14 protein-coding genes are annotated in these 13595 nt (G+C 65.4%); 12 read left to right on the forward strand and 2 right to left on the reverse strand.

Annotated elements, in window-relative coordinates; all coding sequences use genetic code 11:
• Positions 1-183: 183 nt before the first annotated feature.
• Together XI02_RS05440 and XI02_RS05445 are read right to left on the reverse strand one after the other, a co-directional pair.
• The gene (locus XI02_RS05440) at positions 184-984 is read right to left on the reverse strand and encodes an SDR family NAD(P)-dependent oxidoreductase (protein ID WP_172648889.1); all 801 of its coding nucleotides are present in this window, start codon (positions 982-984) and stop codon (positions 184-186) included.
• Positions 985-1153: 169 nt separating this feature from the next.
• A complete protein-coding gene (locus XI02_RS05445) occupies positions 1154-2212 on the reverse strand; it encodes a polysaccharide deacetylase family protein (RefSeq protein ID WP_172648888.1) in 1059 nt (352 codons plus the stop codon).
• A gap of 169 nt (positions 2213-2381) precedes the next feature.
• Here XI02_RS05445 and XI02_RS05450 point away from each other — a divergent pair, with 169 nt between their 5' ends.
• From XI02_RS05450 to phoU, 12 genes are all read left to right on the forward strand, one after another.
• The gene (locus XI02_RS05450; RefSeq protein ID WP_069277575.1) at positions 2382-3776 is read left to right on the forward strand and encodes an OmpA family protein; all 1395 of its coding nucleotides are present in this window, start codon (positions 2382-2384) and stop codon (positions 3774-3776) included.
• Positions 3777-3778: 2 nt separating this feature from the next.
• Positions 3779-4075, forward strand: a complete 297-nt coding sequence (locus XI02_RS05455; RefSeq protein WP_016844056.1) for a hypothetical protein — start codon at positions 3779-3781, stop codon at positions 4073-4075.
• A 108-nt stretch (positions 4076-4183) separates the two neighbouring features.
• The gene (locus XI02_RS05460) at positions 4184-4774 is read left to right on the forward strand and encodes a TetR/AcrR family transcriptional regulator (RefSeq protein ID WP_172648887.1); all 591 of its coding nucleotides are present in this window, start codon (positions 4184-4186) and stop codon (positions 4772-4774) included.
• Positions 4771-5679 (forward strand): haloalkane dehalogenase, encoded by a 909-nt coding sequence (locus XI02_RS05465; RefSeq protein ID WP_172648886.1) that lies wholly within the window; start codon positions 4771-4773, stop codon positions 5677-5679. The genes XI02_RS05460 and XI02_RS05465 overlap by 4 nt, the downstream gene beginning before the upstream one ends.
• 18 nt (positions 5680-5697) lie before the next feature.
• Positions 5698-5928 (forward strand): SelT/SelW/SelH family protein, encoded by a 231-nt coding sequence (locus tag XI02_RS05470; RefSeq protein ID WP_172648885.1) that lies wholly within the window; start codon positions 5698-5700, stop codon positions 5926-5928.
• Positions 5929-6258: 330 nt separating this feature from the next.
• On the forward strand, positions 6259-7314 hold the full coding sequence (locus XI02_RS05475) for a lysylphosphatidylglycerol synthase domain-containing protein (RefSeq protein ID WP_026192163.1): 1056 nt from the start codon (positions 6259-6261) through the stop codon (positions 7312-7314).
• 84 nt (positions 7315-7398) lie between these two features.
• On the forward strand, positions 7399-8712 hold the full coding sequence (locus tag XI02_RS05480; RefSeq protein WP_172648884.1) for an ATP-binding protein: 1314 nt from the start codon (positions 7399-7401) through the stop codon (positions 8710-8712).
• 136 nt (positions 8713-8848) lie between these two features.
• Positions 8849-9859: a phosphate ABC transporter substrate-binding protein PstS gene (gene pstS, locus XI02_RS05485; protein WP_016844062.1), complete on the forward strand. Its 1011-nt coding sequence runs from the start codon at positions 8849-8851 to the stop codon at positions 9857-9859.
• 229 nt (positions 9860-10088) lie between these two features.
• Positions 10089-11078, forward strand: a complete 990-nt coding sequence (gene pstC / locus XI02_RS05490) for a phosphate ABC transporter permease subunit PstC (RefSeq protein ID WP_016844063.1) — start codon at positions 10089-10091, stop codon at positions 11076-11078.
• A gap of 4 nt (positions 11079-11082) precedes the next feature.
• Entirely contained in the window at positions 11083-11928 is an 846-nt protein-coding gene (gene pstA, locus XI02_RS05495) for a phosphate ABC transporter permease PstA (protein WP_172648883.1), read from the forward strand.
• A complete protein-coding gene (gene pstB, locus XI02_RS05500; RefSeq protein WP_016844065.1) occupies positions 11925-12743 on the forward strand; it encodes a phosphate ABC transporter ATP-binding protein PstB in 819 nt (272 codons plus the stop codon). The genes pstA and pstB overlap by 4 nt, the downstream gene beginning before the upstream one ends.
• A 102-nt stretch (positions 12744-12845) precedes the next feature.
• Complete coding sequence (gene phoU / locus XI02_RS05505; protein ID WP_016844066.1) at positions 12846-13562, forward strand: phosphate signaling complex protein PhoU; 717 nt, start codon at positions 12846-12848, stop codon at positions 13560-13562.
• Positions 13563-13595 lie beyond the last annotated feature (33 nt).

Raw genomic sequence — 13595 nt, forward strand, 5'->3', positions numbered from 1 at the left:
ACTCCGCTTTACCTCGCCCCGCGTGCGGGAGAGGTCGGAACGCATCGCTAGATGTGTTCCGGGCGAGGGGGAGCTTCCGCGAGTTCAATTGCCGCCGAGTTGTGTGGAGATAGCTCCTCACCCCAGCCCTCTCCCCGCAAGAGCGGGGCGAGGGGGGCGCTTCCGTCGCGCTTCTCGACGCGCTTACCCCGCGATTTCCAGCCCCGCGGTCGCGTAGACCACGCCGCCATCGACCGCGATGGTGTTGCCCACCACATAGTCGCCGGCGCGCGAGGCGAGGTAGATCGCGGTACCCGCCATGTCCTCGTCGCTGCCGACGCGACGTGACGGCACGCGCTTGGCGACTTCGTCGGCGTGGTCGCGCGCGGCGCGGTTCATGTCCGACTTGAACGCGCCGGGCGCGATCGCGGTGACGTTGATGTTGTCCTTGATCAGGCGGGTCGCCATGCGGCGCGTCAGATGGATCACCGCGGCCTTGCTCGCGGCATAGGAATAGGTCTCCATCGGGTTGACGAAAATGCCGTCGATCGAGGCGATGTTGATCACCTTGCCCGGCTTGTCGTGCGTCGCCGCCGCGCGCAGCGGCTTGGCCAGCGCCTTGGTCAGGAAGAAGATCGACTTGACGTTGAGGTCCATCACCTTGTCCCAGCCGCTCTCCGGAAATTCGTCGAAATCCGCGCCCCAGGCCGCGCCGGCATTGTTGACGAGAATGTCGAGCTTCGGCTCGCGCTTGATGATTTCGCCCGCGAGCTTCTCGCAGCCCTCGACGGTCGAGATGTCGATCGGCAGCGCGATGCATTCGCCGTCATAGGCGGCGGACAGCTCCTGCGCGGTCGCCTCGCAGGGACCTGCCTTGCGCGCGGTGATATAGACCCTGGCGGCACCCTGCGCGAGGAAGCCGGCTGCGATCATCTTGCCGATGCCGCGCGATCCTCCGGTCACCAGCGCGACGCGGCCCTTCAGCGAGAACAGATCCTTGAACATGCGCTCCTCCATTGCGTTGCCAGTGGTTCTGGGCGCGGCCGGGGATCGAGTCAAGGAGAGGGGAGCTGCCCGTAGCCCGGATGCAGCGGGGCGAAATCCGGGAAAATGCTATCCGCGGACACGATTGCCCCGGATTGCGCTTCGCTGCATCCGGGCTACGGAAGGCGGATCACGCCGCGTCGATGCGGCGAAAGCCGTTCCATACGGCGGTGGCGGCGCCTGATGTCAGCACCGGCAGCAGGCGCGCGTCCTGGTAATTGCCGTTCAGCGAGACCCGCTGCAAGGCGGTCAGATGGTCGGCGCTTTCCGGAAACAGCATGCCCGGCCGCGTCGTCACCGCGGTCCGAAAGCCGATCGACCGGGCGAGGGCGAATTCACGCTGCCCGGCGGCGATCCGGTCGCCATAGGGATAGGCGAGATGCAGCGCCGGCCGCTGCAGCGCATCCTCGATCCGCGCCCGGCTGGTCGCGAGTTCGAACGATGCGATGGTCTCGCTCTGCTTGGCGAGATTGCAATGGGTGATGGTGTGCGCGCCGATCGTGACCAGCGGATCGCCGGCAAAGCCGCGCAACTCGTCCCAGGACATGCAGAGCTCGTGCGCGATGCCGGTCTCGTCGACGCCGTGACGGGCGCACAGCGCGGAGATCTCGGCCTGCATCTCCTGCTCGCCGGGCAGTGAACGCAGCCAGTCGTGCATGCGGCCGAAAGCAGTACGCTTGGCCTGCGGTGTCGCGGTGTCGATCCGCGTCATGGCGCCGTCGATAGGCACCTCGATTGTGCCCGCGGCCGCGATCACCCGCTCCAGCGCGATCCACCACAATCTGCCGCAGCCCTCGGCGAAATCGCTCGCGACATAGACCGTGAACGGGGCGCCGAACTCGCGCATCACGGGCAGTGCGAAGTCGCGGTTGTCGCGATAGCCGTCGTCGAAGGTAAAGCAGGCGAAGCGGCGTGCGAAATTCCGTTCGACGAGACGGCGATGCGCCTCGTCGATGCTGATCACGTCGACGTCGAGCGCGCGCAGATGCGTCAGCATCGCGCGCAGGAAGTCCGGCGTGACCTCGAGATGATGGTTCGGCTGGAACGCATCGCCGCGCCGCGGGCGGACGTGATGCAGCATGAAGATGGCACCGACGCCGGCGAAGATCGGCCGCAGCAGGATATGCGCACCCGAGAAATACAACGCCTCCATGCCGGCACGGATCACGGTGTTGCGGAGTTGTTTCATGAGGGCGCTGGCCGGCCGATTTGCATTCCGCGGCAAACTTAGCGAAAGACCACTGAAGAAACTGTTATCCCGGTCCGACATGGCGCCCCCGCCATGGCGCGTCATTTGGGGTTTGACAGTCAGCCAAGGGTTTGTTTTCTCTCTGGTTCCCGACCCCGCAGGACGCTGAATGCACGGACTTTTCAAGTGGAGTAGCAAGTGGTGGCCGGGGGTGATTCCACTGGTCGTGTTTTGGGGTATTGCGGCCTGGACGAGCACCGCAACGGTCGAAGCGGACCTTGCCGCGCGCTCGAATGCCGCACTGAAGGACACCGTTCTCGACAAGCGCCGCATCAGCGTCGACGGCCGCGATGTGACGTTCGCGGCCAACGCCTTCTCCGAGGACGGCCGTCTCAGCGCGGTGGCGTCGGTCGAAGCCGTGCCTGGCGTGCGGCTGGTCAACGACGAGACCCGCCTTGTTCCCGAAGCCAAGCCCTTTGTCTGGTCCGCCGAACGCGACGTGGTGCGGGTCACGCTTGGCGGAAATGCGCCGCTGCCGTCGAGTAAAGGCAAATTGACGGAGGCCGCGAAGGCCAGCCTCGGCGGTGTCGAGGTGGTGGATCAGATGGTGCTCGCCCGCGGCGCGCCGTCGCGGTTCGACGCGGCGGCGCTGCTGTTGCTCGACCAGATCGGCAAGCTGAAGGAAGGCAAGATCACGCTGACCGACAACAAGGTTGCCCTCGCCGGCATGGCGCGCGAGCTCGGCGGACGCGAAGCGGTCGCTGCGGCGCTGAAGAACCTGCCGGAAGGCTATTCGATTGCCGCCAACGACATCAAGGCGCCGCCTTACGTGTTCCAGGCCTACAAGGACCCGGTCGCGGTGACGCTGACGCTGACCGGCTACGTCCCCGACAACAACGTGCATGCCGCGCTGGTCGCGGCCGCCGGCCGCAAGTTCTTCAGCGAGAAGGTGGTCGACAATCTCAAGGCCAGCATCGGCGCGCCGTCGGGTTTCGCCGCCGCGGTGGTGCCGGCGCTCGGCGCACTGTCGCGGCTGTCGACCGGAACGCTGGTGGTATCGGACCGCGAGGTGAAGCTGTCGGGCGATGCGCTCTACGATGCCGCCGCCGGCCAGATCCGCGACGGGCTCGGCAAGGATTTTCCGCAGGGCTGGCAGTACAAGGCCGAGGTCACGGTCAAGCCGGCGGCGGCCCCGGTCGATCCCACGGTGTGCCAGCAGCTCTTTTCCGAAATCCTCTCCAAGGGCAAGATCCGCTTCGAGTCGGGGAAGGCCGACATCGTGCCGGATTCCGCCGGCCTGCTCGACCGCCTGATCGAGACCGCGCTGCGCTGTCCCAATGCGACGATCGAGATCGCCGGCCATACCGACAGCGACGGCGAGGAGGCCGCCAACCAAGCGCTGTCGGAGCGGCGCGCGCAGGCCGTGGTGGACTACCTCGTGCGCGCCGGTCTGCCTGCCAGCCGCTTCACGCCGATCGGCTATGGCAGTGCGCAGCCGCTGGCCGGCAACGAGAGTGAAGACGGCAAGGCGCAGAACCGCCGCATCGAATTCGTGGTGAAGTAGCGATGACCGTGCTCGCGACATTCTTCTGGGGTTGGCTGCTCGGCGCGGCGCTGCTCGGCTTCTGCATGGGCTGGATCGCGGTGGTGCATCGGGCGCAGGGCGTCTCGAAGGTCTGGATGCGCTGGCTGGCGCTGCTCGCCGCCGCGCTGGTGGCGACGTCGTTCGCGCGGATCGTGCCCGGCCGGTTCGGCTACTGGCTCGATCTCTTCCTGGTCATGTTCGCGCTCTATCTCGTCGGCTGCGCGATCGGCTCCTGGCTGCGCGACTGGGTAGTTTCGCGCAGCAAGCCCGCGAGCTGACCGTAACCTCTTGATCCGGCAGGCCTGAGCGGCGTCGCCAAGCGCAGGGCGAGCCGTGTTCATTTTAGCGTTTGACATTAATACGTACGTGCGTATTAAATCTGGCCCATGCCAAAACTCTCTCTCCGCGATGCCATCCTCGACGCCGGCCTGAAGGAAATGTTCCGGACCGGCTATCACGGCACCAGCGTGCGCGACGTCACCGCCGCCGCCGGCGCGCCGCAGGGCTCCTTCACCAACCATTTCCGCTCGAAGGAGCTGTTCGCGTCCGAGGTGCTGGACCGCTACTTCCTCTATGTCCGCGGCCTCGTCGCCGAAGCGCTGGGCGACACGACGCTGACGCCGCGCGAAAGGCTGAGAAGCTATCTCGATCTGATCACCGGCAAGCTCGCGCATGACGGCTTCACCCGCGGCTGCCTGATCGGCGATTTCAGCCTCGAGGCGTCGGGCTCGAGCGAGATGCTGCGCGAGCAGCTCGACGACATCTTCCGGGAATGGCGCGCGCCGTTTGCGGCCTGCATCGCGGAGGCTCAGGCCGCCGGTGAGATTGCCTCCGACTTCGATCCCGATCAGCTGGCCGATTTCCTGCTCGCATCCTGGCAGGGCGCGATGCTGCGCATGAAGGTCGAACGCAGCGAGGCTGCGCTGACGCGTTTCAAGACGATCGCATTCCAAACCGTGTTCAAGGAGTTGCCATGACCACATCCGCCGATATCGGCCTGCATCATCGCGCCGTGCTCGGGTCTACGATGGCCTACTGCGAGACCGGCCGCAGCGACGCGCCGCACGTGCTGTTCCTGCACGGCAATCCGACGTCGTCCTACATCTGGCGCAATATCATGCCGCTGGTCGCCCCTGTCGGGCACTGCATCGCGCCCGACCTGATCGGCTACGGCCAGTCCGGCAAGCCCGACATCGGCTATCGCTTCTTCGACCAGGCGGACTATCTCGACGCGCTGATCGACGAACTCGGCATCGCCTCGGCCTATCTCGTCGCCCAGGACTGGGGCACGGCGCTTGCCTTTCACCTCGCGGCACGCCGTCCGCAACTGGTGCGCGGGCTCGCCTTCATGGAGTTCATCCGCCCGATGCGCGATTGGTCGGACTTCCACCAGCACGACGCCGCGCGGGAGACGTTCCGGAAATTCCGCAACCCGGGCGTGGGCGAGGCGATGGTCCTCGACAACAATGCGTTCGTCGAACGCGTGCTGCCCGGCTCGATCCTGCGCACGCTCGGCGAGGAGGAGATGGCCGCCTACCGCGCGCCGTTTGCGACGCGCGAGAGCCGCAAGCCGACCTTGATGCTGCCGCGCGAACTGCCGATCGCCGGCGAGCCGGCCGACGTCGCGCAGGCGCTCACGGTGGCGCATGCGGCGCTCGCGGCATCGACCTATCCGAAGCTGCTGTTCGTGGGCACGCCCGGGGCGCTGGTGTCACCGACCTTTGCCGCCGAATTCGCCAAGACGCTCAGGCATTGCGCAGTCATTCAACTCGGCGCCGGCGCGCACTATCTGCAGGAGGATCATCCGGAGGCGATCGGCCGTTCTGTGGCCGGCTGGATCGCCGGCGTCGAGGCCGCCTCCGCGCAGCGCCATGCCGCATGAGAGCACGGAGGGCATGACATGACGAATGTCTCGATCACCTATTGCCGGCCGTGCGGCTATGAGAAGCGTGCCAAAGAGGCCGCGGCGCTGTTGCGCGAGCGCCTTGGCGTCGATGCGACGCTGATCCCCGGCACGGGCGGCATCTTCGAGGTCAAGCTTGGCGACGAGGTCGTCGCCAGGCGCGCCAAGGGACATTTTCCCGATGCCGCCGAGATCGTCGCCGCGGTCATGGCCGCGCGGGATCGATGATCAGCGAAGCGCGTGTCGGCCGGGTAGCGGAAGATCATTCTCTATTCGGCCGTGCCGGTGCTTCACCGTAGTTTTCCGGATGGCCTTGCGAGCCGTTCGGCGGGCTAACTGCCGCACGCGCATGTCAAGTCTTGTCGAAGGCGGCGGGAAACGCGCATATTTGTGCACCCGCTGTCATGAATCATCCCTAATATCTTGAAGATGCGCGTTTTATTGTCTTTTGACGAATTCCACTCCGGTTTAAAACGCGCTACACGGGCCAGGGCACAGCGAAGCGCCGGCGGAGTTCGCCCGGGAGCCGTCGTCGCGGGATCGCAATTCGAGGTCTAGATGCTGGAAGCAATACGCAGGGCGATGGCGTTTCTGCGCCAGAAGCAAATCCTGCATCGGCTGGGTGTTGTCATCAGCATCGCCGTCATCGGCATCGCCTGCTACGTCCTGTATCACATGCTGCGCGGCATCGACACCAACGAGGTGCTCGAGGCCATCAAGAGCACCGAGCCGCGGCAGATTGCCTTGGCTGGACTGTTCGTCGCGGCGGGCTACTTCACGTTGACCTTCTACGATCTGTTCGCGGTGCGCGCGATCGGCCACGCCCATGTACCTTACCGCATCAACGCGCTCGCGGCCTTCACCTCCTACTCGATCGGCCACAATGTCGGCGCCAGCGTCTTCACTGGCGGCGCGGTGCGCTATCGGATCTATTCGGCGTGGGGGTTGAACGCGATCGACGTCGCCAAGATCTGCTTTCTCGCCGGCCTCACCTTCTGGCTCGGCAATGCCGCGGTGCTCGGGCTCGGCATCGCCTACCACCCGGAGGCCGCCGCCAACATCGACCAGCTGCCGCCCTGGCTCAACCGGGCGCTGGCATTCGCGATCATCACCGCGCTGGTCGCCTATGTGGTCTGGGTCTGGACCCAGCCGCGGGTGGTCGGCCGCGGCCCCTGGACGGTGACCCTGCCGGGCGGCCCGCTGACGCTGCTGCAGATCGCGATCGGCATCCTCGACCTCGGCTTCTGCGCGCTGGCGATGTACGTGCTGGTGCCGGACGAGCCAAATCTCGGCTTCGTCGTGGTCGCGGTCATCTTCGTGTCGGCGACCCTGCTCGGCTTCGCCAGCCACTCCCCCGGCGGCCTCGGGGTGTTCGACGCCGCCATGCTGGTCGGCCTCTGGCAGATGGACCGCGAGGACCTGCTCGGCGGTATGCTGCTGTTCCGGCTGCTCTACTATATTGCGCCGTTCGTCATATCTGTAATCTTGCTGACGTTTCGGGAGGTTATCGTCGGCGCCCGACTCAAACGGCTGCCGCAGGCTGATTCGGGTCCCCGCGCCGAGCCGCACCATGAGGCGGTTCTGGTTCGCAAGCGCGGTGACTCCGGGGTCTGATGAAGCGGCCCGATGCCTCCCGAGGGAAGGTCGATGTGACCGCACCTGGGCGAGACATGAACCGACGGGATGAAAGCCGCCGCGATGGCAATTGACGATTCATCTTCCTCCATCTTCTCGCCCTGGCCCGACCGGTTGCGCCACTCCGCGCTGATCCTGCTTGCCGCAGCGCTGGCCTTGAGCGTGGTGGTCGCGCTCGGCGAATTGTCGCTGGTGCGCGCCAGCGCCGTGTTCGTCTGCATCGCGGCCGCGGCGCTGGTGCCATGGCGGCTGCACGATGCCGGAACCTCGCGCGAGGACGTCCGCGGCGTCAATCCGGTCGAGGCCGCCGCGGTCAGCGCGGTCGTCGCCGGCATGCCGGACCCGGCCGTGCTGCTCGATCGCGCCGGCCGCGTCATCCATCTCAACACCGCCGCGGCGCAGCTCGCGCCCGCGCTGCGTAAGAACGAACTGGCGCAATTTGCCCTGCGTTCGCCGGAGATCATCACCGCGCTGCGCGAGGCGATCGCGACCACCGAGCCGCGCCGCGCCACCTACACCGACCACGTTCCGGTCGATCGCTGGATGGAACTGGTGATCACGCCGGTGCCGGTTCCGACCCAGTTCGGCGGCACCGAGAAGTGCATGCTGATGACCTTCCACGACCTGACGCCGCTGCGCCGGGTCGAGGAGATGCGCGCCGACTTCGTCGCCAATGCCAGCCACGAGCTGCGCACGCCGCTCGCCGCCTTGTCCGGCTTCATCGACACGCTGCAGGGGCCGGCGCGCGAGGACGCGCGGGCGCGCGAGCGTTTCCTCGGCATCATGCACACCCAGGCGACCCGCATGGCGCGGCTGATCGACGATTTGCTGTCGCTGTCGCGGGTCGAGCTGTCGGCCCATGTGCGGCCCGAGGCCTCGATCGATGTCGTGCCGATCATCCGCCAGGTCGCGGACGGGCTCGAGGCACTGGCCAGCGAGCGCCAGGTCGAGATCGAGGTCGGCCTGCCTCAGGCCCCGGTCATGATCGCCGGCGACCGCGAGGAACTGCTCCGCCTGTTCGAGAACCTGATCGAGAACGCCCTCAAATACGGCGCATCCGGGGGCCGCGTCATAGTGTCGCTGAATCAGGCCGCTTCGGGCGCATCGGGCGAGGGGGCTCCCGAAATCCGTGTCATGGTACGGGATTTCGGCCCCGGCATCGCCCCGGAGCACCTGCCGCGGTTGACCGAGCGCTTCTACCGGGTCGACGTCGGCGACAGCCGTAACCAGGGCGGAACGGGCCTCGGATTATCGCTGGTGAAACATATTCTTAACCGTCATCGCGGGCGCCTTTTGATCGAGAGCGTGCCGAAGAACGGCGCCACTTTTACCGCCTGTTTTCCTCGGCCGAAGACCCCGTTACCAACCCAAAGCTAAGCGTTTTCAGCTGCTTAGCACTGTCATCCAACTGTCATCCAACCTTCGTAAAAGCAGCACCGACCGCTCCTAGATGGACCGGCGTGAGCGCGATCGGGCGCATTCGGCGCTTCGCTCACAGGATGGAGACCACCCCATGAATTTCATCAAAGCAATCGTCGCAGCCGGCATGGTCGCCGCTTCGACGTCGGCCTTCGCTGCCGATATTACCGGCGCGGGCGCGACGTTTCCGTTCCCGATCTATTCGAAGTGGGCTGACGCCTACAAGAAGGATACCGGCAATGGCCTGAACTATCAGTCGATCGGTTCCGGCGCCGGCATCAAGCAGATCCAGGCCAAGACCGTGACCTTCGGCGCCACCGACGCTCCGCTCAAGGCCGAGCAGCTCGAGAAGGACGGCCTCGTCCAGTGGCCGATGGTGATGGGCGCGATCGTTCCGGTCGTGAACGTCGAGGGCGTCAAGTCGGGCGAGCTGGTTCTCTCCGGCGAAGTGCTCGGCGACATCTATCTCGGCAAGATCACCAAGTGGAATGACGCGGCGATCGCCAAGCTCAACCCGAAGCTGACCCTGCCGGGCGATGCGATCACCGTCGTGCGCCGTTCGGATGGTTCGGGCACCACCTTCAACTTCACCGACTATCTCTCCAAGTCGAATGCCGACTGGAAGTCCAAAGTCGGTTCCGGCACCGCGGTCGAGTGGCCGGTCGGCGTCGGCGCCAAGGGCAACGAAGGCGTTGCCGGCAACATCAGCCAGACCAAGAACGCGATCGGCTATGTCGAATATGCCTACGCCAAGCAGAACAAGCTGACCTACACCGCGCTGGTCAACAAGGCCGGCAAGACCGTGCAGCCGACCATCGCCGCCTTCCAGGCCGCGGCGTCGAACGCCGACTGGGCCAAGGCTCCCGGCTACTACGTGATCCTGACCGACCAGCCGGGCGAAGCCTCCTGGCCGATCACCGCGGCGACCTTCATCCTGATGCACAAGGACTCGACCGACAAGGCGGCCTCGCAGGAAGCGCTCAAGTTCTTCAAGTACGCCTTCGAGAAGGGTGGCAAGGCGGCCGAAGAGCTCGACTACATCCCGATGCCGGACTCGGTCGTCAAGCTGATCGAGAAGACCTGGTCCTCGGACATCAAGAGCTAAGTCCGACGCTGCGACAGGACCTGTGCCGATTCGATCGCGGCACAGGTCGAGCGACCAAGACCCGGTCTCCATCACCGCGGCAACAAGCGCGGGATCGAGGCCGGGGTTCGCGCCTCAAGGGGCGTGGCTGGAACGACGACGCCCGGCCAAATGCGTCAGTGAAGATCGCTTCGGGGCGTAGCGGTTTGCGTGGCTTTTGCATACTAAAGAGGGGATTGGCGTGGCAGACATGGCTGTTCAGAGCGATGTGATGGAAGCCGCGGGACCTTACGATCGCGCCAAGGCCCTCAGCGCCTTCAAGCTCGGTGACCTCACCTTCTATTGGATCACCCGCATCTCGGCGATTTCGGTTCTGTTGATCCTCGGCGGCATCATCCTGTCGCTGATCGTCGGCGCCTGGCCGGCGATGAAGGAATACGGCTTCGCCTTCCTCTGGACGCAGCGCTGGGCGCCCTCGGCCGATCCGCCGGTGCTCGGCGCGCTCGGCCCGATCTACGGCACGCTGATCACCTCGGTCATCGCGATGCTGATCGCCATTCCGGTCGGCATCGGCATCGCCGTGTTCCTCACCGAGCTCTGCCCGCAAGTGCTGCGCCGCCCGATCGGCATCGCGATCGAGCTGCTCGCCGGCATCCCCTCGATCATCTACGGCATGTGGGGCTTCTTCGTGCTTGGCCCGTTCCTGGCGAACACGTTCCAGCCTTTCATGATCCGGATCTTCGAGGGCGTCCCGGTGCTGGGCGCGGTGTTCGCAGGCCCGCCGTCCTATCTCAGCCTGTTCAACGCCGCGCTGATCCTTGCGATCATGGTGCTGCCCTTCATCACCGCGATCTCGGTCGACGTGTTCAAGACCGTGCCGCCGGTGCTGAAGGAGGCCGCCTACGGCATGGGCTGCACCACCTGGGAAGTCGTTCGCAGCGTCGTGATCCCCTACACCCGCGTCGGGGTGATCGGCGGCATCATGCTGGCGCTCGGCCGCGCCCTCGGCGAGACCATGGCGGTGACCTTCATCATCGGCAATTCGTTCCGGATCTCGTCGTCGATCTTCGCGCCGGGCACCACGATCTCGGCGGCGATCGCTAGCGAATTCGCCGAGAGCGACGGCCTGCACCAGTCCGGCCTGATCCTGCTCGGCCTGCTGTTGTTCGTGCTGACCTTCTTCGTGCTCGCCGGCGCGCGGCTGATGCTGATGCGGCTTGAAAAGAAGGCGGGGAAGTAACGCCATGAACCCGATCTACAAATCCCGCCGCCGCAACGACATCGTCATCCGCGCGCTCTGTGTCGGCGCGGCGCTGTTCGGCGTCACCTGGCTGGCGCTGATTCTGATCACGCTGCTTTATAACGGCCTTACAGGCCTCAGCGTGCAGCTGTTCACCCAGAACACGCCGCCGCCCGGCTCGACCGAAGGCGGCCTGCTCAACGCCATCGTCGGCTCGCTCATCATGACGGTGATCGGCGTCGGCATCGGCGCGCCGCTCGGCCTGTTCGCCGGCACCTACCTCGCCGAATACGGCAAGCACGACAAGCTGACCTCGGTGATCCGCTTCATCAACGACATCCTGCTCAGCGCGCCCTCGATCATCATCGGCCTGTTCATCTATGGCGCGGTGGTGGTGCCGATGCGCGGCTTCTCGGCGATCGCAGGCAGCCTCGCGCTCGCGGTGATCGTGATCCCGGTCGTGCTGCGCACCACCGAGGACATGCTGCTCCTGGTGCCCAATCCGCTGCGCGAGGCCGCCTCCGCGCTCGGCCTGCCGCGTTCGCTGGTGATCAAGCGGATCGCCTATCGTGCGGCGCGATCGGGTCTGATCACCGGCGTGCTGCTGGCGACCGCCCGCGTCGCCGGCGAGACCGCGCCGCTGCTGTTCACCGCGCTGTCGAACCAGTTCTTCAGCCTGGATCTGACCAAGACGATGGCCAACCTGCCGGTGACCATCAACAACTTCGTGCAGAGCCCCTACGCCTACTGGAAAGAGCTGGCGTGGAGCGGTGCGCTGCTCATCACATTCACCGTGCTCGCGTTGAATATCGGCGCGCGTATCCTTGGTGCCGAAAGGGCCGCAAAATGACCGAGCTTTCCGTCTCCACGACTGCCGCGGGCCACGTTCCCCAGGTTCCGCTGCCGGAAGCGCCGCCGAAAGTCACGGTGCGCAACCTCAACTTCTATTACGGCGAGCACCACGCGCTGAAGAACATCAACCTGACGCTCGGCACCAACCGCGTCACGGCGTTCATCGGCCCGTCCGGCTGCGGCAAGTCGACCCTGCTGCGCATCTTCAACCGGATGTACGACCTCTATCCGGGCCAGCGCGCGGTCGGCCAGCTGATGCTGGACCAGACCAACATTCTCGACCCCAAGCTCGACCTCAACTTGCTGCGCGCGCGGGTCGGTATGGTGTTCCAGAAGCCGACGCCGTTCCCGATGACGATCTACGAGAACATCGCCTTCGGCATCCGCCTCTACGAGAAGATCTCGAAGTCCGAGATGGACGACCGGGTCGAGAAGGCGCTGCGCGGCGGCGCGCTGTGGAACGAGGTCAAGGACAAGCTGAACGCCTCCGGCCTGTCGCTCTCCGGCGGCCAGCAGCAGCGCCTGTGCATCGCGCGCACCGTGGCGGTGCGCCCCGAGGTGATCCTGTTCGACGAGCCGTGCTCGGCGCTCGACCCGATCTCGACCGCCAAGGTCGAGGAGCTGATCCAGGAGCTCTCCGAGGACTACACGATCGCGATCGTCACCCACAACATGCAGCAGGCGGCGCGCGTCTCCGACAAGACCGCCTTCATGTATCTCGGTGAGCTGATCGAGTTCGACGACACCAACAAGATCTTCACCTCACCGAGCGATCGGCGCACCCAGGACTACATCACCGGCCGGTTCGGCTAGAGCATGATCCGGAAAAGTGGGAACCGGTTTTCCGATCGGATCATGCTAAAATTCAGGACACGAAACCATGATCCCCGGGATCATGGTTGAGGGAGACAAGCGATGGCTTCTGAACATACCGCCAAGGCATTCGACAGCGATCTGCAGGAGTTGACGCGCCTGGTCGCCGAGATGGGCGGCCTGGTCGAGCGGATGATTACCGAGTCGGTCGACGCACTGATCCGTCGCGACGTCGCGCTCGGCAAGCGCGTGGTCGCCGCCGACATCGAGATCGACAATCTGCAGCGCAACATCGAAGAGCGCGCGGTGCTGACGATCGCGCGCCGCCAGCCGATGGCGATCGACCTGCGCGAGATCGTCAGCGCGATGCGTGTCGCGACCGACCTCGAGCGGATCGGCGACCTCGCCAAGAACATGGGCAAGCGCGTCGCGGCGCTGGAGAGCGATTTCCAGCCGCTGAAGCTGATCCGCGGCCTCGAGCACATGACCGACCTCGTGCTGTCGCAGGTCAAGTCGGTGCTCGACGCCTACGCCGCGCACGACCTGCCGGCGGCGATGAACGTCTGGAAGGGCGACGAGGAGGTCGATGCGATCTGCACCTCGCTGTTCCGCGAACTGCTCACCTACATGATGGAAGATCCGCGCAACATCTCGTTCTGCATCCATCTGATGTTCTGCGCCAAGAACATCGAGCGGATCGGCGATCACGCCACCAATATCGCCGAGACCGTGTTCTACATGATCGAGGGCCAGCAGATCACCGACAAGCGCCCGAAGGGGGACATGACCACTTTTGCCACCACGGTGCCGGGCAACTGAGGCATGATCGGCAAGTGCGGGACCGGCAAGAGC

It is taken from the genome of Bradyrhizobium sp. CCBAU 21365 (genome assembly GCF_015291305.1).
Classification (GTDB): domain Bacteria; phylum Pseudomonadota; class Alphaproteobacteria; order Rhizobiales; family Xanthobacteraceae; genus Bradyrhizobium; species Bradyrhizobium elkanii.

What these genes read in the sequence shown, in the direction of transcription:
- XI02_RS05440 (WP_172648889.1), bottom strand. Translation starts at nt 984, where the DNA reads ATGTTCAAGGATCTGTTCTCGCTGAAGGGCCGCGTCGCGCTGGTGACC.
- XI02_RS05445 (WP_172648888.1), bottom strand. Translation starts at nt 2,212, where the DNA reads ATGAAACAACTCCGCAACACCGTGATCCGTGCCGGCATGGAGGCGTTG.
- XI02_RS05450 (WP_069277575.1), top strand. Translation starts at nt 2,382, where the DNA reads ATGCACGGACTTTTCAAGTGGAGTAGCAAGTGGTGGCCGGGGGTGATT.
- XI02_RS05455 (WP_016844056.1), top strand. Translation starts at nt 3,779, where the DNA reads ATGACCGTGCTCGCGACATTCTTCTGGGGTTGGCTGCTCGGCGCGGCG.
- XI02_RS05460 (WP_172648887.1), top strand. Translation starts at nt 4,184, where the DNA reads ATGCCAAAACTCTCTCTCCGCGATGCCATCCTCGACGCCGGCCTGAAG.
- XI02_RS05465 (WP_172648886.1), top strand. Translation starts at nt 4,771, where the DNA reads ATGACCACATCCGCCGATATCGGCCTGCATCATCGCGCCGTGCTCGGG.
- XI02_RS05470 (WP_172648885.1), top strand. Translation starts at nt 5,698, where the DNA reads ATGACGAATGTCTCGATCACCTATTGCCGGCCGTGCGGCTATGAGAAG.
- XI02_RS05475 (WP_026192163.1), top strand. Translation starts at nt 6,259, where the DNA reads ATGCTGGAAGCAATACGCAGGGCGATGGCGTTTCTGCGCCAGAAGCAA.
- XI02_RS05480 (WP_172648884.1), top strand. Translation starts at nt 7,399, where the DNA reads ATGGCAATTGACGATTCATCTTCCTCCATCTTCTCGCCCTGGCCCGAC.
- pstS (WP_016844062.1), top strand. Translation starts at nt 8,849, where the DNA reads ATGAATTTCATCAAAGCAATCGTCGCAGCCGGCATGGTCGCCGCTTCG.
- pstC (WP_016844063.1), top strand. Translation starts at nt 10,089, where the DNA reads ATGGCTGTTCAGAGCGATGTGATGGAAGCCGCGGGACCTTACGATCGC.
- pstA (WP_172648883.1), top strand. Translation starts at nt 11,083, where the DNA reads ATGAACCCGATCTACAAATCCCGCCGCCGCAACGACATCGTCATCCGC.
- pstB (WP_016844065.1), top strand. Translation starts at nt 11,925, where the DNA reads ATGACCGAGCTTTCCGTCTCCACGACTGCCGCGGGCCACGTTCCCCAG.
- phoU (WP_016844066.1), top strand. Translation starts at nt 12,846, where the DNA reads ATGGCTTCTGAACATACCGCCAAGGCATTCGACAGCGATCTGCAGGAG.